Annotated in this window: 14 protein-coding genes; 11 read left to right on the top strand and 3 right to left on the bottom strand. The window is 62.2% G+C overall.

The window, feature by feature from the left end; all coding sequences use genetic code 11:
• Positions 1-62 precede the first annotated feature (62 nt).
• The 3 genes from ACIPZE_RS12445 (at position 63) to ACIPZE_RS12435 (ending at position 4,250) form a co-directional block, all read left to right on the top strand.
• A complete protein-coding gene (locus ACIPZE_RS12445; RefSeq protein WP_283438141.1) occupies positions 63-1,601 on the top strand; it encodes an MFS transporter in 1,539 nt (512 codons plus the stop codon).
• A gap of 25 nt (positions 1,602-1,626) precedes the next feature.
• The gene (locus ACIPZE_RS12440) at positions 1,627-2,697 is read left to right on the top strand and encodes an HlyD family secretion protein (RefSeq protein ID WP_400773080.1); all 1,071 of its coding nucleotides are present in this window, start codon (positions 1,627-1,629) and stop codon (positions 2,695-2,697) included.
• 65 nt (positions 2,698-2,762) lie between these two features.
• The gene (locus tag ACIPZE_RS12435; RefSeq protein ID WP_400773078.1) at positions 2,763-4,250 is read left to right on the top strand and encodes an efflux transporter outer membrane subunit; all 1,488 of its coding nucleotides are present in this window, start codon (positions 2,763-2,765) and stop codon (positions 4,248-4,250) included.
• Here the strand turns inward: ACIPZE_RS12435 and ACIPZE_RS12430 are convergent.
• The gene (locus ACIPZE_RS12430; protein ID WP_400773076.1) at positions 4,231-4,920 is read right to left on the bottom strand and encodes an NYN domain-containing protein; all 690 of its coding nucleotides are present in this window, start codon (positions 4,918-4,920) and stop codon (positions 4,231-4,233) included. The two genes, ACIPZE_RS12435 and ACIPZE_RS12430, sit on opposite strands and share 20 nt — an antisense overlap.
• Before the next feature lie 117 nt (positions 4,921-5,037).
• Between ACIPZE_RS12430 and ACIPZE_RS12425 the strand changes: the two genes are divergently transcribed.
• From ACIPZE_RS12425 to ACIPZE_RS12405, 5 genes are all read left to right on the top strand, one after another.
• The gene (locus tag ACIPZE_RS12425) at positions 5,038-5,253 is read left to right on the top strand and encodes a hypothetical protein (protein ID WP_400773075.1); all 216 of its coding nucleotides are present in this window, start codon (positions 5,038-5,040) and stop codon (positions 5,251-5,253) included.
• Positions 5,254-5,407: 154 nt separating this feature from the next.
• On the top strand, positions 5,408-6,187 hold the full coding sequence (locus ACIPZE_RS12420) for an efflux RND transporter periplasmic adaptor subunit (protein ID WP_283438136.1): 780 nt from the start codon (positions 5,408-5,410) through the stop codon (positions 6,185-6,187).
• Positions 6,184-7,503, top strand: a complete 1,320-nt coding sequence (locus ACIPZE_RS12415; RefSeq protein WP_283438135.1) for an efflux RND transporter periplasmic adaptor subunit — start codon at positions 6,184-6,186, stop codon at positions 7,501-7,503. Before ACIPZE_RS12420 ends, ACIPZE_RS12415 begins: the two co-directional genes overlap by 4 nt.
• Positions 7,504-9,600: a biotin/lipoyl-binding protein gene (locus ACIPZE_RS12410; RefSeq protein ID WP_400773073.1), complete on the top strand. Its 2,097-nt coding sequence runs from the start codon at positions 7,504-7,506 to the stop codon at positions 9,598-9,600.
• An 11-nt stretch (positions 9,601-9,611) separates the two neighbouring features.
• A complete protein-coding gene (locus ACIPZE_RS12405; RefSeq protein ID WP_400773071.1) occupies positions 9,612-10,106 on the top strand; it encodes a GNAT family N-acetyltransferase in 495 nt (164 codons plus the stop codon).
• Between the two features lie 50 nt (positions 10,107-10,156).
• Here the strand turns inward: ACIPZE_RS12405 and ACIPZE_RS12400 are convergent, their stop codons facing one another.
• Together ACIPZE_RS12400 and ACIPZE_RS12395 are read right to left on the bottom strand one after the other, a co-directional pair.
• Complete coding sequence (locus ACIPZE_RS12400; protein WP_283438132.1) at positions 10,157-10,468, bottom strand: DUF6916 family protein; 312 nt, start codon at positions 10,466-10,468, stop codon at positions 10,157-10,159.
• Between the two features lie 54 nt (positions 10,469-10,522).
• The gene (locus ACIPZE_RS12395) at positions 10,523-11,110 is read right to left on the bottom strand and encodes a phage tail protein (protein WP_283438131.1); all 588 of its coding nucleotides are present in this window, start codon (positions 11,108-11,110) and stop codon (positions 10,523-10,525) included.
• Positions 11,111-11,345: 235 nt separating this feature from the next.
• Here ACIPZE_RS12395 and ACIPZE_RS12390 point away from each other — a divergent pair, with 235 nt between their 5' ends.
• From ACIPZE_RS12390 to ACIPZE_RS12380, 3 genes are all read left to right on the top strand, one after another.
• A complete protein-coding gene (locus tag ACIPZE_RS12390; RefSeq protein ID WP_400773069.1) occupies positions 11,346-12,977 on the top strand; it encodes a glycosyltransferase family 39 protein in 1,632 nt (543 codons plus the stop codon).
• A gap of 99 nt (positions 12,978-13,076) precedes the next feature.
• Positions 13,077-13,922, top strand: a complete 846-nt coding sequence (locus ACIPZE_RS12385; RefSeq protein WP_129396077.1) for a sulfotransferase — start codon at positions 13,077-13,079, stop codon at positions 13,920-13,922.
• Positions 13,923-13,978: 56 nt separating this feature from the next.
• Positions 13,979-20,404, top strand: a complete 6,426-nt coding sequence (locus ACIPZE_RS12380) for an Ig-like domain-containing protein (protein ID WP_400773067.1) — start codon at positions 13,979-13,981, stop codon at positions 20,402-20,404.
• Positions 20,405-20,407 lie beyond the last annotated feature (3 nt).

Below are 20,407 nucleotides of genomic sequence, written 5' to 3'. Positions count from 1 at the left end.
TTTTCGTAAGCTGTAAGCCCTACTAAGATGCTCCGGTATTTTTCCCTCCGGAGTAAGTATTCATGACATCCCTGACGGTCCCGGCGCCTGTCGCTGCGGCCAGCCCGGCGCAGGCGATCACGCCACCGGTGTTCGGGGCGCGGATCATCATCGGTCTGGTCGGCGTATTGCTGGCAGTGCTGGTGTCGGGCCTCAACGAGATGGTGACCAAGGTTGCCCTCGCCGATATTCGGGGCGCGCTGGGCATTGGCTACGATGAGGGCACCTGGTTGGTGGCCTGTTACGCGGCAACTTCGGTCGCCGCCATGGCCTTCGCGCCGTGGTGCTCGGTGACCTTCTCGCTGCGGCGTTTCACGCTCTGCGCAATCAGCCTGTTCACTTTGCTCGGCGTGCTCTGCCCGTTTGCGCCGAACTACGAAAGCCTGCTGTTGATGCGCACCTTGCAAGGCTTGGCCGGTGGGGCCTTACCGCCGATGCTGATGACCGTTGCCCTGCGCTTCCTGCCGCCGAATTTCAAACTATATGGCCTGGCCGGGTACGCGCTGACCGCCACCTTCGGCCCAGGGTTGGGTACGCCGCTCGCGGGCATGTGGGGCGAATACGTCGGCTGGCAATGGACCTTCTGGCAAATCGTGGTGCCGTGCCTGATCGCCATGGCGATGGTGGCTTACGGCATTCCGCAGGATCCGCTGCGGCTGGAACGCCTCAAATCATTCAACTGGAAAGGACTGCTGCTGGGCTTTCCGGCGATCTGCATGCTGGTCATCGGTCTGTTGCAGGGCAATCGCCTCGACTGGTTCGAGTCGAGCCTGATCTGCGGCCTGCTCGGCGCCGGCACGCTGCTGCTGGTGGCTTTCATGATCAACGAGTGGTCGCAGCCGATCCCGTTCTTCAAGTTGCAGATGCTCGGTATTCGCAATCTGTCATTTGCGTTGCTGACCCTCGCCGGGGTGCTGGTGGTGTTGCAGGCGGTGGTGTTGATTCCGTCGAGTTATCTGGCGCAAGTGCAGGGCTATCGGCCGGTTCAGACCGCGCCAATCATGTTGATCGCAGCGTTGCCGCAGTTGCTCGCGCTGCCGCTGGTGGCCGCGCTGTGCAATTTGCGTTGGGTCGATTGCCGCTGGGTTCTCGGGATTGGCTTGAGCATGTTGGCGCTGTCCTGTCTGGGCGGTTCGCTGCTGACCGCAGAATGGAACCGCGAAAATTTCTACGCGCTGCAATGGCTGCAGATTTTCGGTCAGCCGATGGCGGTGTTGCCGCTGCTGATGCTCTCGACCGGCAGCATTACTCCGATGGACGGGCCGTTCGCCTCGGCATGGTTCAACACCGTCAAAGGCCTGGCTGCGGTGGTTGCCACCGGGGTGCTTGAAGCGCTGACCACAGCGCGGGTGCATTTTCACTCGACCATGCTGATCGACAACCTCGGCAACTCACCACTGGCCGAGCGCAGCGATCCCGGTCTTGCCCATCGCTTGCACGAGCAGGCCGTGGTGCTGACTTCTTCCGATCTCTATGTGTGCATGGCCGGCGTCGCAGTGGCGCTGATCCTGCTGATTTTCTGGCTGCCGACGCGGATTTTTCCACCGCGCGCACCGACCTGATTGCTGCACTGAACAGAAGGTTTTTATGACGACTCAAGCAAAGCAAAAACTCGCGGTGGCCGTAGCGACCGCGCTGGCTGTCGGAGTGCTGGTGTATCTGGCCATGCCCGGCCTGTTTGGCAAACGTACGCAACAAGGCACCAACGATGCCTACGTTTCTGCCGACTACACCTTGGTGGTGCCGCGCGTGGCCGGTTTCATCAAGGAAGTGCTGGTGGAGGACAACCAGCAAGTGAAGGCCGGGCAGTTGCTGGCGCTGATCGATGATCGCGATTTGCGTGCATCCGCCGAAGCAGCCGATGCGCAAACGCTGGTCGCGCGGGCACAATTGCACAACGCCAGGGCGACACTGGAGCGCCAGACATCGGTGATCGCCCAGGCGCAGGCATCAGTGGTATCGGCCAAGGCAGAAATGGCCTTCGCCCAGCAGGAATTGAATCGCTACAACCATTTGGCCGGCGTCGGTGCCGGCACCGTGCAGAACGCGCAGCAGGCACGTACGCGTATCGATCAGGCCACTGCGCACCTCGACACGGCGAGCGCAAAACTGGCGGCGGAGCGCAAACAGGTCGACATCCTTACGGCCCAGCGGGATGCCGCAGAGGGCAGTTTGAAACACGCACAGGCAGCGTTGGAAATCGCCAGTTTCGAGCTTTCCTACACGCGCATCACTGCGCCGCAGGACGGCATGATCGGTGAGCGCGCCGTGCGCGTCGGCGCTTATGTCACACCGGGCAGCAAGCTGCTGGCGGTGGTGCCGCTGAAGCAGGCGTACGTCGTAGCCAATTTTCAGGAGACGCAACTGACTGATGTAAAGCCGGGGCAGCAAGTGCAAGTGCGTGTCGACAGCCTCGGTGGCGAGGCTTTGAACGGCCGGGTGGAAAGCATCGCCCCGGCTACTGGCGTGACGTTCGCGGCAGTAAAACCGGATAACGCCACGGGCAACTTCACCAAGGTGGTGCAGCGCATTCCGGTGAAGATCCTCCTCGAACCGGGTCAGCCATTGGCCGAGCGGTTACGGGTGGGGATGTCGGTGGAGGCGAACATTGATACGCGTACCTCGACGACGTCCGTGCGTGAGGTGACCCAGCGATGAGCCGTGTTCACCGATCTGACGCCTTCGCGAGCAAGCCCGCTCCCACAGGGGGAACGCATTCCAAAATGTGGGAGCGGGCTTGCTCGCGAAAGGGCCAGTGGCAGCAACTCACTCTAAGTGCGTTGCTCGCCGCCAGTCTCACCGCCTGCACCGTAGGCCCAGACTTCCAGAAACCCCAAGCCACCCAAATCAGCGACTGGGCCAAACCCGCCAAGTCCGCCCCGAGCCAAGCCGTCAGCGAACCCCTCAACGAACGCTGGTGGGAAGTCTTCCACGACCCGCAACTCTCGGCGCTGACCCAGCGCGCGGTACGCAGCAACCTTGACCTGCAACTGGCCAGCAGCCGCTTGCAACAAAGCCGCGCCTCACGCCAGGTCATCAGCGCCGATCGCTATCCGAAAACCGCCGCGACCGGCAGCTATGGCCGCGAACGCAACAGTGGCAAGGGCCTGAGCGATCCATCCGGACTTGACGGTGATTCCGCCTTCAATCTCTGGGACGCCGGTTTCTCCGCTTCCTGGGAGCTGGATTTCTGGGGCCGTGTGCGCCGCGAAACCGAGGCCGCCGACGCCAACCTCGAAGTCGCCGAAAACGACCGTCGCGGTGTGCTGCTGGCTGTGCTCGCCGACACCGCGCAAAACTACATTCAATTGCGCGGGGTGCAGAACACCCGCGCCGTCACCGAGCAGAACCTCGACGTGGCGCGGCATAGCCTGAAACTTTCGCAACTGCGTCTGGCCGACGGTGTGGCGACCGATCTGGACGTCGCCGAAGCCGCCGCGCAAGTTGCCGCCATCGAGTCGCGCCTGCCGGCGCTGGAACAACGCCAATCGCAACTGATCAATGCGATCAGTCTGTTGATGGGGGAACCGCCACAGGCTTTGGCCAAAGAGTTATCCACAGACGCTGCGGTGCCGCAGTCGCCACTGCAGGTCGCCATCGGCTTGCCGTCGCAACTGGCCGAGCGGCGTCCGGACATTCGCCAGGCCGAATCTCGTCTGCATGCGGCGACCGCCAACATTGGCGTGGCCAAGGGCGATTTCTATCCGCGCATCACCCTGTCCGGCAACCTCGGTTCGCAAGCCATGCAGCTCAGCGATTTCGGCTCGTGGGGCTCGCGTGCTTTCGGTATCGGCCCGCAATTCAGCCTGCCATTGTTCGACGGCGGCCGCCTGCGCGGCGTGCTGCAATTGCGCGAAGCCCAGCAACAGGAAGCGGCCATCGCCTACCAGCAAACCGTGCTGCGCGCCTGGCACGAAATCGACGATCAATTGACTGCCTACAACGCCAGTCAACGCCGCCGCGACAGCCTCGCCGAAGCCGTGCGCCAGAACCAGATCGCCCTGCGTACCGCGCAACAGCAATACGTCGAAGGCGTAGTCGATTTCGTTAACGTGCTGACGGTGCAAGGCGCACTGCTGGCGACGCAGGAGCAGTGGGTGGAAAGCTCGACCGGCGTATCGCTGGCGATGGTCGGGTTGTACAAGGCGTTGGGTGGGGGATGGGAGTCGGTGTATCCGCTGGCGAAAGCTCCTACCAGTAATCCGGTTTGATCGCTGGTTTCTTGTGAGTGGCAACTCGGCTTGGGAGCTGATGAAGTCGCAGTTCTTCAGCAGAAATAAATCGTCTCAACCAATGTGAGTTGTCTTTCAAAGAACCTGGGAGGGGCCGGACAGATCCGGACCTGTGTGGGAGGATCACGCCGATGATCAGGCCGGGAAAATCTGTTCGAAGCGCCTTCAAGGCAGGGGTCATATCGGTGTCACTGGATACCAGAATGATCTGCTCAAGGCGCTCGGCCCCCTCATACATCAGTTGCCGGCTTGCAGCGCGATACATGCTGATTGCTATGTGAACATCGGTTTCCTTTTCTTCCAGCTTCCAGATATCGACTTTGTCCTGACGTGACGCCTGGGTGTGTTTATCGACAAGCCTTGGCGCTTTTGCCGGCTCCAATTGATGACGACCGAAATGCACGGTGACGTTGCTGGCGCGCACAGCCCGCACGTATGCATCCTGCGCTTCTTTGGAAACGCGGCCGCGAGTTGCCAGTTGGGGTTTGATCGGCGAGGTGAAGTAATCAATCGAGACGACTGAACTCTGAGGATTTTCGACAAAAGCTATGTGCGTTAACAGGCTGCGTAAATTCAGCCATTTATAGGGAGTGCCAGCGAGTAATCCGTAAAACAGGTTATAGCCATCGACGAAAAAAGCGGTGCGCACAAAAAAAATCCTCAGAAACGAAAAAACCGGCCTAAGCCGGTTTTTTCATCCCCAACTGCCAGCGAACTGAATCGCTACGTACGGGGTTGAGTAAGGCAATCCTAGATTGAGTGCGTCATGCAGGTCAACCACCCCATGATTACAGACTCACTCGTCTGGTTTCTCTCCAGCACCGGCGAGTCAGTTTTTGTTGCTCATACCCTTCAGGGTCAAGTTGTTTACTTGCCTCTGTATGAGCGTTTGTTGCGAGGAACGGTCAATTTCAGCGCATTTACTGACACTGACACCCTGTCTATCGCCGCTTTCAGTTTGAGCCTGCGGCAGGTTCTCTAAGTCGTGTAGGAAGAGGGAGCGTGCCTACAGCTTTTAAACAGATAGAAGCCTGCGAGCTGTTTTGAAACATTACATTTCCAAGGAGTAATGGCCTTTCGCTTGACGCTAACCCCCGCTGTCGTAGACTCCGCACATCCGTCAGGGAGTAGCGGTCATGCAGCGTTTTCGTGGTTGGGTTATTGGATTGACCTTGGTTACGTGTGCAGTTCAGGCGCAAACGCCCGGGCCAGACGATCCGCTGCTGGATCAAGGCGCGGCGGGTGCGCAGGCTTCGAGCAGTGAAGCGCGGGGCGTGCTTCGCGCTCGCGATCAGGCCGTTCTGGCTAGCGAGCTGTCCGGGCGGATTGTCGAGTTGCCGTTCAGCGAGGGCGAGTCGTTCAAGAAGGGCGATACGCTGGCAAAATTCGACTGCTCGGCCTATCAGGCGCAACTCAACGCCGCGCAGGCCGCCAGCCGTGGTGCCGGCGAAGAGTTGTCGCACAACAAGCAACTCGCCGCACTGAATTCCGTCGGGCGTTTTGAAGTGGCGCGGGCCGAGGCCAAGGTCAGCGAAACCCAGGCGCAATCCCAGGTTTATCAGGTGCAGGTCAAACGTTGCAGCGTGATCGCGCCGTTCGACGGGCAAGTGGTCGAGCGCAAGGTGCAACGTTTCGAAAGCGTGCCGGCCGGCGCGCCACTGCTCGATGTGGTGGATAACCGCACCCTGGAAATTCATTTGCTGGTGCCCTCGCGCTGGATGGCCAGGCTCAAACCCGGCCAGACGTTCAGCTTCGTTCCCGATGAAACAGGCCAGCCGCTTGACGCCACGGTCAAGCGCCTTGGTGCGCGTATCGATGAGGGCAGTCAGACCTTGTTGCTGGTCGCGACGATGCCGGAATCCAAAGGCTTGCTCGCCGGCATGAGCGGTACGGCGCGCTTTCCGGAGCTCAAGTGAACGCCCCGGTGAGTGGCGGCGCCGAGCAGGTGTTCGCCAGGTTTCTTGATCTTGAACGGCAGACCCGCGCCGCCCGCGATACTGCACAACTGGCCTACAGCCTGGTCAATGACGGTCAGGCGCTGTTTGGTTTTCGCCATGCGGCGTTGCTGATCGCCGGTAAGGTGCAAGCCGTGACCGGGATCAGCGCGGTGGAGCCGAACGCGCCGTTCGTGGCCTTCGTCGAACAGGCCGTGGCGCAGTTGTTCAAGCAGGATCTGCTGAAGCAGGCACGGGTGATTGCGCCGCAATGGGTCAGCGAATCGATTCAGGCGGACTGGCGCGATTTGTCCGCCGCGCAGGTGTTCTGGCTGCCATTGATAGATCGCGACGCTCAAGTTTTTGGCGGTTTGTGGCTGGCGCGCGACGTACCGTGGAACCCCTCCGAACAGGTTCTGTTGTCGCAACTGGGCGACACCTACAGCCACGCCTGGCTGGCGCTGCAACCGCGCAAACCGTGGCGGCTGCGCTGGACGCGCAAACGTCAGGTGGCGCTGGTGGCGCTGTTGCTGCTCGGCTTGTTCATCCCGGTGCGCCAATCGGTACTGGCGCCGGCGGAAGTGGTGCCGCTGGGCGGGCGCGTGGTGGCGGCGCCGCTGGACGGGGTGATCACCGAGTTTCTGGTCAAACCCAATCAGACGGTGAAAACCGGCGATGTCCTGGTGCGTTTCGAAAGCACCACGCTGAAGGCGCAGGCCGATGTCGCCGAGCGTGCGCTGGGTGTGGCCGAAGCCGAACTGAAATCCAATTCCCAGCGTTCGTTTGCCGATGCCGAATCCAGCTCGCGTGTCGACTTGCTGGCCGCGCGTGCCGAGCAAAAACGTGCCGAGCGCGACTATGCCCGTGAGCTGCTCAACCGCAGCGAAGTTCGCGCCGAACGCGACGGCATTGCGGTGTTCGCCGACGCCGAGCGCTTGACCGGCAAACCGGTGCAGACCGGCGAACGGTTGATGGAAATCGCCGATCCGAATCAGGCCGAACTGCGCATCGAACTGGCGGTGGGCGATGCGATTGCTCTGGAGTCCGGCGCGGAAATCGCCCTGTTTCTCGACAGCGATCCCTTGCAGCGCCATCGCGCGACGCTGGAACGCTCGGCCTACGAAGCGCAACCCACGGCGGGCGGGCAACTGGCCTACCGCCTCGACGCCAATTTCGCCGATGCACCGCCGCGGATCGGCCTGCGCGGCACGGCGAAAATTTTCGGCGACCGCGCGCCACTGGCGCTGTACCTGCTGCGCCGGCCATTGGCCGGTCTGCGCCAGAGCGTGGGCCTGTAGATGAATCTGCCGAGCCTGCGTGCCGACCTGCAATTATCGCCCGCGGCACCGGCATTGGATGGTTCGCCGCGCTGGACCCTGGCCGATCCGGTGCGCGGGCGCTATTTCAAACTCGGTACGGCGGCAATGCGCCTGTTGCGTCATTGGTCGTTGGGCGATGCCGACCAAGTCTTGCGTGCCGCCAACCGCGAACCGGGCCTGCCGCTGGACGGCAGCGAGCTTGAGCAGTTGCTGGAGTTTCTGCGCGGTCACGATTTGATCAGTGCACTCGACGATCAGCAGCGGGCGAGCTATCGACTCAAGGCCCTGGCGCAAAAGCAAAGCCTGTGGCAGATCCTCCTGCATCAGTACCTGTTCTTCCGCATTCCGCTGTGGCGCCCGGACGCGTTTCTCAATCGTGCCTGGCCATGGCTTGAACGTTATGGCCCGCGTTTGCTGCGCTACGGTTTGCCGGCAACGTTGGCCTTGGGTGTGTTTCTGGTATCGCGGGACTGGCAGCGGTTCATCGGCACCTTTCCGCACCTGTTCAGCCTCGGCGGTGCGCTGGCGTTCGGTGTGGCGCTGTTCTTCGCCAAGCTTTGCCACGAATTCGGTCATGCGTTCATGGCCAAGCGTGCCGGCTGTCGCGTGCAGAGCATGGGGGTGGCGTTCATGGTCTTGCTACCGATGTTCTATACCGATGTCAGCGATGCCTGGCGGGTCAATGATCGTCGCGCACGATTGTTGATCGGTGCCGGTGGCGTACTCGCCGAATTATTGCTGGCCTGTCTCGCGCTGCTGGCGTGGTCGCTGTTGCCCGACGGGCCGGGACGCACGGCGGCGTTCATGCTCGCCAGTGCCACGTGGATCACCACGCTGGTGATCAATCTCAATCCGTTCATGCGCTTTGATGGCTATTTTCTGATCAGTGACTTCTGGGAAGTCGACAATCTGCAGGGCCGCGCGTTTGCCTTGTGTCGCTGGCGCTTGCGTGAGTTTTTGTTCGGCTATGGCGCACCCGCGCCGGAGCCGTGGTCGCCGAAGATGCAACGGCGTTTGCTGATCTGGGGGTATGGCTCGTGGTTATGGCGTGCGGCGTTGTTTTTCGGGATCGCGCTGGCGGTCTATCACCTGTTCTTCAAGGTGTTGGGGATCTTCCTGATGCTGGTGGAACTGGTGTGGTTCATCTTTCTGCCGATCATGCGTGAGTGGCGCCAGTGGTGGAGTCGCCGTGAGCAGGCGCACGCCCCGCGCGTGTTGCTCAGTGCGCTGGCACTGCTCGGATTGTTGCTGGTGGTGAGTGTGCCGTGGCGCAGTTCGGTGGAGTTGCCGACCATGCTTGAAGCCGGGCGCGCCAGTGCCCTGCACGCACCGACGGCGGCGCGGGTCAAAGCGGTGAAAGTTACGGATGGGCAGAAAGTCGCGCAGGGCGATGTGCTGATCGAACTGGAGTCACCGGATCTTGAATCGCGGCTGGCGATCGTGCGCCGGGAAATCCAGATCCAGCAATTGCTCATGCGGCGTCAGGCCGGGCGCAGTGAAACCGCCGCCGACGCCGGCATCGTTGAGCAACGACTGGCCGAAGCGGTCGCCGAATACCGTGGGCTGAGCGCCCAGCGCGAACGCTTGCTGCTGCGCGCACCGCATGCCGGCAGCGTGCGTGATCTGCTGCCGAACTTGAGCGTCGGGCGCTGGTTGTCGAGCCACGATGCGTTGGCGCGGGTAGTCGAAGACGGCGCGCGACTGCGCGGTTATCTGGCCGAAGCCGAACTGTGGCGGATCCAGCCGGGGGCCAATGGCCGGTTCATTGCCGACGATCCGATGCACCCGGCGCTTGCCGTGCAATTGAATGAAATCGACACCAACGGCGTGGCCTATGTTGATCAGGAGGCGTTGACCTCCGATCACCATGGGCCGATTGCCGTGCGCCGCGATCAACAACAGCGCGCGGAGCCTGTGCAGGCGCAATACGGCGTTCGGCTCAGTGCGCTGGATGATGCCTCGACGCCGCCGCAACCGTTGCGCGGCGTGGTGGTGTTGCAGGGTAGCGGCGAGTCGTTGCTCGGAGTGGCGTGGCGCCGGTTGGCGGCGCTGGGGGTCAGGGAAAGCGGTTTCTGAGGGCGTGCACGATGACGGATAACGCAGCAGTGGCAGCAGAGGGATTGGTGGTACGCCCAGCGCGGGCAACCGACGGGCCGTTTTTGCAAAGCCTGTATCAGGCGGCGCGGCCGGATCTGCAATGGATCGATGGCGAGCAGGAGCAGGTGCAGCAAGTCATCGCCCAGCAATTTCAGGTGCAGGAACAGGGCATGGGCGAGAACTACCCCAACGCCATGCACTACGTGGTGGAAAAACTCGGCAGCCACATCGGCGCGTTGAGCACGGATTTTGGTGCCAACGAAATTCGCGTGTTGTACCTGGCATTCATCCCGCAGGCACGCGGCCAAGGCTATGGTCGCGCTGTGCTGCAAGGCGTACAGAAAGCCGCGCAACAGATTCGCTGCCCGGTGGCGACGGTGGTCTGGACCAGCAATCCGCATGCACGACGGCATTACCTGGCATTGGGATTTGCTGTCGAAGAAAGCAATCCCGCCGCCGAACGCCTGGTCTGGTATCCGCAATAACCCCGTGCAGGAGCTGCCGCAGCCTGCGGCAGCTCCTGCACGGGTTCGTGTCAGTTGAAGGTGATGTGGAAGTAAGCCAGCGCCGGGTCGCGGCCCATGGGTGGTACCCGGGATACGAAGATGTTGTCGACCCGTCCCAGCTCCGGCAACTCCAGCGCACACAGGCCATCGACAAATTCGGTCGGCTCCAGACTGTTCAGCTCGACGCTGAACGGCATGCGCTCGCTGTAGCGCATTTTCGCCAGGGGTTTTTCTTCAAGCTCGCCGATATGGATTTGCATCGCGCTGCCGTCCGGCAGGTGCAAGGTGCCGACTCGTCCCCGCAGCGCCTGGAAATGTTGGCTTTGAACCGATTGCAGCATGGTTTCGCTCCCGCAAGGATGGAAGCCGGGGGAATCGCCTCCCCCGGCGGTCGGTCAGTTGCGCGAAGGAAAGATACCGTTCAACGCGATGCTGAAGTTGAGCACCAGATACGGGTTCATGATCGGCATTGGCAAACCATTGCCGGTGGGTGTGATCGTCCCGCTGATGGTGGTCGCGGCACCTTTGAGGGGCACCGGCGATGCGCCCTGGGCATCGGAGTAGATATTCGCCAGCCCCGGGCCGGTGCCTGATGCGCCGATGTAGGCGTTGGTCGCCGTGGGCGTGCCCACAACGTTGCTGGCCGGGTTGGCCAGTTGCACGGTGGTGGTGGCGGTGAGGCCAGCCAGGGTGTGGGTGTGGTTTGGCAGGTTGTTGAGGGTGGCGGTGACTTGCTCGGCGCCGGAGACTTCGCCCATCACTCGCGGTGTGAGGCCCGGGCCGCTGCCCTGGCAGACTGGCAGGCGACTCTGCAGATTGGGTAACCCGAACGTCTGCTGGCCGTTGCCTCCATACACCGTACCCAGCAACGCGAACAGCGCGTTGTACTGGGAAATGCTCATGATCTGACCATTGCACAAGGCCCAGTTGGAGGGCGCAAAGTTAAAGGCAAACGTCATCACAGTGCCCATGTAAACGTCCATAAGATCCTCATCCTTCTGATTGGTTGTCGGCGGGCCGCTAGTGGGTTCAGGCTGCTGTTGCCTTGGCACTCCGTGGCCAGGTCACGCCACGCCAGAGCGTAGACCCGGAATGCCAACGTTGCCGGATGTCGTGAAAGCGCAAATCGGCATCGACGGTTCGGCGCTGGCTGACCTAGAGTGACTGCCAGGTTCTGGCTGATACAGGCGTGGTCTCGTGGCACGGCAAGAGGAAGCAATGGCGGTCAACAGAGTTACGCCGGTGGGCGACACACAGGACCCGCACGCAACGCCGGGGTCGTGGTTTGGCAACTTGCGGCTGATTCGCTGGGCCAGAGAGCACTGGCTGCTGCCGGTGATATTGCTGGCCGCCGCCGTGCGTTTTTACGATCTGACGGCCGCTGCCGTCTGGGGCGATGAAGGCTCCAGCCTGCTGCTGGCGCGCTATTCGCTGGGCGGGATCTGGCATCACGCGGCCTTCGATGTGCATCCGCCGCTGTACTTCATGCTCCTGCATGGCTGGATTGAACTGTTCGGCGACGGGATTTTTGCGATCCGCTGCCTCAGCGCATTGGCGGGCGTTGCTGCCGTTGGACTGGGTATCTGGCTGGTGGACCGCCTCGCCACGCGCCGCGCGGCGATGATCGCCGGGGTGTTGCTGGCGCTGTTGCCGACAGCGGTGCGCTACAGCCAGGAAGTGCGCATGTATTCGTTGCTCGGCTTGCTGCTGATCGCCGCGACGCTGGCGCTGGTCTACTGGATCCGGCGCCCGCAGCGTCACCGCTACCTGGTGTTTTATGCGCTGCTGATGAGCGCCGCGTTCTACACCCACTACTTCGCCGTGCTGGCGGCGCTGTGTCACTGGATCTACCTCGGCGTGATCCGCGTGCAACGTGGTTATCGATTCCGGCACATTCAGCGCCCGGGCTGGTGGCTGGCGAATCTGGCCATCTTCGTCTTGTACCTGCCCTGGTTGCCTAATCTGTTTGACCTGATGCAGCACATGGAACAGCTCAAGGTTGGTGGCGATGTCGGCTGGGAACCGCCGGTGACACTGAGCTCGCTGCCGTCGATGCTCTGGTCGTGGCTGATTCAGGACGATGGCGAAAATCTGCCATGGCCGGTTTTCGCTGCGCTGCCCATGACATTGCTGATGCTCGCCGCGGTGGCGGTGATGCGCGATCGCAGCGTCTCGCGCGGCAGTGTGCTGCTGGCCTTGTACACCGGGTTGCCGCTGCTGCTGGTGTTTGCCGTGTCGTTCATCACACCGGTGTTTATCGAACGCTACCTGACCGCCTATGCCTTGGGCCTGCCGCTGTTGGCCGCATTGGCCATCGACCGTTTGTACAGCCGCGTGCGGCCGTTGGCGCTGGCGGTGCTGGTGTCGCTGGTCGGGGTGCAACTGGTGGGCGTAAACAACAACGCCACGGTCGACAGCAATGATCAGCTCGACCGCGTGGTGAATTACGTCAACCAACATTTCCGGCCCGGTGACCGCATCGTCACCAGCGACATGCTTTGGTACCTGAGTTACGTCTACTACGACCGCAGCGGCGCGCACGTGCGCTTGTTTACACCGCCTGCTGCGGATGGCCGCGCGACTCGTCCGAACGAATACGGATTCGGCACGCTGGTCACCCCTGACGTGTACCTCGACAGCCTCAGCGAACTGGCCGGCAATGAACGGGTATGGCTGATTGGCGCCCTCGATGAACCGACGGAATTCCTGCCCTTGCCAGCGACGTGGAAGGTCGGCGCAGAAATCCATGCGGGGGGTGTGCAGGCGCGATTATTCGTGCCGCAGCCTGCCGGCAATCAGGCTTCATCGGGACTAAAACGTTTCACCTTTACATTCGCGATTAAAAGCTAACCAGTTAGTCCTTTTTGCTCTGAGTGATATCAAAACACTACTAGGCGCAGGGGTTGTCGTTGAACTACGCTCTGACGGACAAAAGGACTTCCGATCATGGTGAAGGGATTGCAGCAGTTCCACTTTATCTCCGGCTTGCCGCGTTCAGGCTCGACCCTGCTTTCTGCCATTCTTTTGCAGAACCCGCGCTTTCACGCCGGCATGACCAGCCCGGTCGGTTCGCTGTTTTCCAGTGTCCTCGAGCAATGCAGTGCCGGCAGCGAATACGGGGCGGTGATCGACACCGACATGCGCCGCCGCCTGCTGCGTGGTCTGTTCGATTCCTACTACGCCGACAAGGCCGACAAACCGCTGGTGTTCGACACCAACCGGCAGTGGAGCTCGCGCCTGCCGGCACTCAACGACCTGTTCCCCAACGCCAAAGTAATTGCCTGCGTGCGCAACGTGGCGTGGGTGATGGACAGCCTCGAACGGCTGTACCGCGCCAACCCTTACGAAAACACCAAATTGTTTAGCGATGCCGCCGAGCGCAACACCGTCTACAGTCGCTGCGAGACCCTCGCTCAGCGCAACCGTCTGGTCGGTTTTGCCTGGGCGGCGCTCAAGGAAGCCTATTACGGCGAGCACGCCGACTCTTTGCTGATCATCGATTACGACCTCCTGAGCCAGGCCCCGGAGCGGGTGCTGCGGCTGGTGTACGACTTTATCGGCGAGCCGTGGTTCGAGCATGATTTCGAGCATCTGGCCTATGACGCGCCGGAATTCGACCAAGGCCTTGGCCTGGCCGGCCTGCACAAGGTCAAACCCAAGGTTGCGTTGCAGTCCCGGCGGACGATTCTGCCGCCGGACCTGTTCAAGCAATACGCCGATTTGTCCTTTTGGCTCGATGGCTCAGCCAGCGCCGCCAATGTCATTCGTATGAAGACCGACGCCGCGATCAGTTGATCGCGGCGTTTTTCATTGATGCCTTACGTACCTTCGTTCGAGTTCGGGTGAGCAACATGTGGTGGAGCCTTTTTGGTGGGGCCAAGGTCAAGTCTCGGGCAGTCGCCGGTCAGCGTTCGCTGGCCTCGCCGCTGATCATGTCGCTGGAGCCGCGCATGCTGTTCGACGGCGCGGTGGCCGCGACAGTCGCCGATACCGCCGCGCAAGCCGACAGTCATGCCCCTACCGCTGCCGATGCGGCCAAGGCGCCGACGGCCGATCATCCGGTCGCGAGCAAGGATACTCACGGCCAGGCCGATGCCACGCCGGCCGCCAGCCCCGTTGCGGTGCCGGGGCAGAGTGTGGTGTTCGTCGATTCACGGGTGAAGGATGCCGACAGCCTGCTCAAGGGCGTCGCGCCCGGCACGCAGGTGGTCAAGCTCGACGCGAGCAGAGATGGCTTGCAGCAGATCGCCGATTACCTCGATCAACATCAGGGCGTCAGTTCGGTGCAGATCATTGCCCACGGCAACGCCGGTGACCTGTGGCTGGGCAACAGTTATCTGTCTGCCGACAACGTCGCTCAGCGCAGCGCAGTCCTCGCCGAAATCGGCAAGGACATGAACGCTGGCGGCGACATCCTGATCTACGGCTGCTACACCGCCGAAGGTGATCGCGGCTTGAGCTTCGTCGATTCGCTGGCGCAGTTGACCGGGCGCGATGTGGCCGCTTCGAACAACCGCACCGGTGTTGGCGGCGACTGGGATCTGGAAATCGCCACCGGCAGCATCGAGAGCGTCAACGTGCTGTCGAGCAAAGCCATGAGCGAATACCAGTGGGGGCTGGCCACCTGGACGGCGACCAACAACCTCAACTCGGGCGTCGGCTCGTTGCGTGCGGCGCTGGCGTCGGCGCAGAACGGTGACATCGTCACGTTCAGTTCCGGCATGACCGTTCAGCTCACGTCGGAATTGCTGATCAACAAGAGCATCACCGTCGATGGCGACCTGAACAACGATGGCGTCGCCGACGTGACCCTTGATGGTCAATACAAGACTCGCGTGGTGGAAGTCGCCTCCGGCAACACCGTGACTCTCGACGGCCTGGTGATTACCAAAGGCCTGGTGGCGGGCAATGGCGGCAATGGTGGCTCAGCAGCAGCGGGGGCCATGGGCGGCGGGATTTTCAACGCCGGCATTCTTACCCTGAACAACGTGACAGTCACTGCCAACGCCGCATCCGGCGGTGGTGGCGGCGGCGGTGTGACCGGCGGTTATGTCGGCGGTGGCGGTGGCGGCGGTGCGGGTATCGGTGGCCAGACCGGTGGCCATGGCGGTACTTCTGGCCCGGGCACCGGCACCTATGCCGGCGGGGCGGGCGGTGCCAATGCCGGTGGTTATGGCGGTGGTTACAGCCCGACCGACATGGGCGGCCGGGGCGGCACCAGCACCGGTGGCGTGGGCGGCAATGGCGGCAGCGCCGGTGCCGGTTACAGCCATGGCGGCAATGGCGGTTCGGCCAGCAACGGCACGCTGTCCATTGGTGGCGGCGGCGGTGGTTCCGGCTGGGACAAAGTCGGCGGCGTCGGTGCCAACGCGGCAGGCGGTATCTACAACGCCGCGAGCGGCACCCTGAAAGTCATCGGCAACTCGGTCATCAGCAATAACATTGCTGCCGGCGGTGGCGGTGGCGGTGGTGGCGGAGTCGGCAGCAACGGTGCCGATGGCGGTGCCGGCGGTCGCGGCGTCGGGGCGATCTGGAACAACGGTGGCGTGGTGCTGATCACCGCGAGCAACTTTGCCGCAATCAGTGGCAATGGCGCGGCCAGCGGTAGTGGCGGGCTGTCGAACGGTGGTTCGACGGGCACAACGCCGAGTGCGCTGGTGGGCATCTACAACAACGGCGGTACGCTCAACACCGCTTACGTGGAACCGCCGACTGCCACCATCGTGGTCGCCGACACCGCGTTGAAAATCGGCGAAACCTCGCTGGTGACCATCACCTTCAGTCGCGCGGTAAACGGTTTTACCAACGCCGACCTGACCATTGTCAACGGCACGCTGACCAATGTTTCCAGCGCCGACGGCGGTATCACCTGGACGGCAACCTTTACGCCGACCAACAACCTTACCGACACCACCAACCTCATCACCCTCGACAACACCGGGGTGACGGCAGTCTCCGACAGCATTGCCGGTGTCGGCACCACCAACTCGAACAATTACGCGATCGATACCCAGCGTCCGACCGCCACCATTGTGATGAGCGATACAGCGCTGAAAATCGGTGACACCTCACTGGTGACCATTACCTTCAGCGAGGCGGTGTCCGGTTTCACCAACGCCGACCTGACGATTGCCAATGGCACGCTGACCAACGTTTCCAGTGCCGACGGTGGCATCACCTGGACGGCGACCTTTACGCCGACCAGCAGCATCACCGATGCCACCAACCTGATCACCCTGGACAACACCGGGGTGGCGGATCTGGCCGGCAACGCCGGCAGTGGCACCACCGATTCGGCCAATTACGCCATCGACACAGTGCGTCCGACCGCCACGATCGTGGTGGCCGACACCGCACTGAGTCTCGGTGAAACCTCGTTGGTGACCATCACCTTCAGCGAAGCGGTCAGCGGTTTCACCAACGCCGATCTGTCCATTGCCAACGGCACGCTGAGTGCAGTCAGCAGCGCCGACGGCGGTATTACCTGGACGGCAACGTTCACGCCGAACAGCAGCATCAACGATGCGACCAACCTGATTACCCTGAACAACTCTGGCGTGACTGACCTGGCCGGCAACGCTGGCACCGGCACCACCGACTCCAACAACTATGTGATCGACACCTTGCGGCCGACCGCGACCATCGTGGTCGCCGATACCGCGCTGAAAATCGGTGAAACGTCGTTGGTGACCATCACCTTCAGCGAAGCGGTCAGCGGCTTCACCAACGCCGATCTGAGCATTGCCAACGGCACGTTGAGCGCAGTCAGCAGCGCGGATGGCGGCATCACCTGGACGGCGACGTTCACGCCGACCAGCAGCATCACTGACGCTACCAACCTGATCACCCTCAATAACACCGGGGTCGCGGATCTGGCGGGCAACACCGGCGTCGGCACCACCGATTCCAACAATTACGCGGTCGACACTGTGCGGCCGAGCGCAACCGTGGTGTTCGCGCAAAGCACCTTGAAGATCGGCGACACATCACTGGTGACCATCACCTTCAGTGAAGCGGTCAGCGGTTTTACCAACGCCGACCTGACCATCGCCAACGGCACCCTGACGGCGGTCAGCAGCGCGGACGGCGGCATCACCTGGACGGCAACGTTTACACCGAGCGCGAACATCACCGACGCCACCAACCTGGTGACGCTGGACAACACTGGCGTTGCCGACCTGGCGGGCAACGCCGGCAGTGGCACCACTGATTCGAACAACTACAGCATCGACACCCAGCGTCCAACCGCAACCATCGTGATCGCCGATCCGAGCCTGAGCGCCGGCGAAACCTCACTGGTGACCATCACCTTCAGCGAAGCGGTCAGCGGTTTCACCAACGCCGACCTGGCCGTTCCCAACGGAACGCTCACGGCGGTCAGCAGCGCCGATGGCGGCATCACCTGGACGGCGACCTTTACGCCGACCAGCAGCATCAACGATGCGACCAACCTGATTACCCTGAGCAACACCGGTATCGCTGACCTGGCCGGGAACGCCGGCACGGGCACGACCAACTCCGGCAACTTCACCATCAACACCGTGGCGCCCACCGCGACCATCGTCGTCGCGGACAACAGCCTGACCATCGGCGAAACGTCGCTGGTGACCATTACCTTCAGCGAAGCCGTGACCGGTTTCAACAACGCCGACCTGACGATTGCCAACGGCACGCTGACGGCGGTGAGCAGCAGCGACGGCGGGATCACCTGGACGGCGACCTTCACCCCGACCAGCAACATCACCGACGCGAGCAACCTGATCACCCTCGACAACAGCGGTGTGCAGAACGCCGTCGGCAACGCTGGCAATGGCACCACCAACTCCAACAATTACGCCATCGACACCCAGCGCCCGACCGCTACCGTGGTGCTTGCCGACTCGGCGCTGGGCGTCGGCCAGACCACCACCGTGACCATCACCTTCAGCGAGGCGGTGAGCGGTTTGACCCTCGCCGACCTGACTGTGGCCAACGGCACACTCTCCGGGCTGAGTACCTCGGACAACATCACTTACACGGCGACGTTTACGCCATCGGCGGGCATCACCGACACCAGCAACATCATCACCCTGGACAACACCGGCATCACTGACATCGCGGGCAACACCGGCAGCGGCACCACCGATTCCGCCAACTACGTGATCGACAGTCAGCGCCCGACCGCCACCATCGTCATCAGTGATACCGATCTGCGTCCGGGCGAAACCGCGCTGGTCACGATTACCTTCAGCGAGGCAGTCAGCGGTTTCGACAACTCTGACCTGAGCGTCGCCAATGGCACGCTGAGCAATGTCTCGTCGAGCGACGGCGGCATCACCTGGACAGCGACCTTCACGCCGACCATTGGCGTCAGCGATGCCACCAACCTGATCGTGCTGAACAATGCTGGCATCAGTGATCTGGCGGGCAATGCCGGCATCGGCATCACCAACTCGGCCAACTATGCGGTGCAGACCGAAGTGCCGACCGCGACCATCGTCGTCGCGGATACCGCGCTCAAGGCCGGCGAAACCTCGACGGTGACCATCACCTTCAGCGAAGCGGTCACAGGTTTCACCAATGCAGATCTGACCATCGCCAATGGCACCCTGAGCAACGTCGCCTCCAGTGATGGTGGCATCACCTGGACGGCGACATTCACCCCGACCGCCAACATCACCGACACGACCAACCTGATTACCCTCGACAACAGTGGCGTGGCCAACGCCTCCGGCAACAGCGGCGTCGGCACCACCGACTCGAACAATTTCGCCATCGATACGGCGTTGCCGACCGCGACCATCGTGGTCGCCGACAACCGCTTGGGCATCGGTGAAACCACCACAGTGACCATCACTTTCAGCGAAGCGGTCAGCGGTTTTGACCTGTCGGACATCAGCGTCGCCAACGGCACGCTGGCGAACCTGACCAGCAGCGATGGCGGCATCACCTGGACCGCTACGCTGACGCCGACGGCCAACGTCAACGACACAACCAACCTGATCATCGTCGACACTGCCGGGGTGCAGGACCTGGCCGGCAACCTTGGCGCGAGCATCGCCATCTCCAACAACTATGTGCTTGATGCGATCCGGCCGACGGTGAACATTGTGGTCGCCAACCCGCATCTGGGCATCGGCCAGACCACCACGGTGACCTTCACCTTCAGCGAGGCGGTGAGCAACTTCGACCTGTCCGACCTGAGCGTGACCAATGGCGACCTGAGCAATCTGAGCAGCAGCGATGGCGGCAAGACCTGGACCGCGACGTTCACACCGACGGCCAATGTCACCGATCCGAGCAACTTCATTGCGCTCGACACCAGCAACGTCAGCGACCTGGCCGGCAACGTCGGCAGCAGCGTCGCGGTTTCGAACAATTACGCGCTCGACAGCGAGCGGCCGAGTGCGACGGTGGTGATCGCCAACCCGAACATCGGCCTCGGTCAGACGTCGGCGGTGACCATTACTTTCAATGAGGCGGTCAGCGGCTTTGATCTGTCGGACATCAATGTCGGCAACGGCACGCTGTCCAATCTGAGCAGCAGCGACGGCGGCAAGACCTGGACCGCAACCCTGACGCCGAACGCCAACGTCAACAGCGCCAGCAATGCGATCAGCGTCAACAGCGCCGGGGTCAGCGATGCGTCCGGCAACAGCGGGGCCGGAGTCAGCAGCTCCAATAATTACGCGATCAACACGCTGCCGCTGGTGACGCCGCCAACGCCGCCAACGCCGCCGACGTTGCCAACCACTAGCGTGGTGATCCCGGATCCGCTGATCCGCAGCAGCGATCCGGTGGTGCCGCCACTGCCAGCGAATGTGCCGCTGCAACCGATCATTTTCTCGCCACCGACCGGCGATCTCGGCTCGCCGCTGACCTTCGCGCCGTTGTTCGAACAACGCGACATCGGCAGTGGCCTGCGCCCGCTCGGTGACATTTTCATCAACCACGGCGCGCTGAGCCCAAGCTTCATTGCCCAGGTGTTCAGCGACAGCACCTACGGTGACGGCAGCGGTCACGGTTTTCTCGGTTTCGGCGGTGGCGATGGCGGGGTCTTCGGCAGCAGCACGCTGTCGAGCCTGTTCAACCAGAACAGCGATGCCGACCGTGATGCGGTAAACGCATTCGGCAGCCACTCACTCAAGGCCGGCGATATTTCCCAAGGACTGCGCGGCGTGTTCAGCGCGCCGTCACTGGTGCAGCAACTGCAACAGCTCAAAGACAGCGAGCAGCACCGGGTCGACAGCCTGGCGGCGGCTCTGCAACAGGTCGGCATCAGCGAAATTTCGGCCTGAATA

This window comes from Pseudomonas sp. NPDC089741 (assembly GCF_044748825.1).
Taxonomy (GTDB): domain Bacteria; phylum Pseudomonadota; class Gammaproteobacteria; order Pseudomonadales; family Pseudomonadaceae; genus Aquipseudomonas; species Aquipseudomonas helmanticensis.
This window is presented reverse-complemented; position numbering and strand designations above follow the sequence as displayed.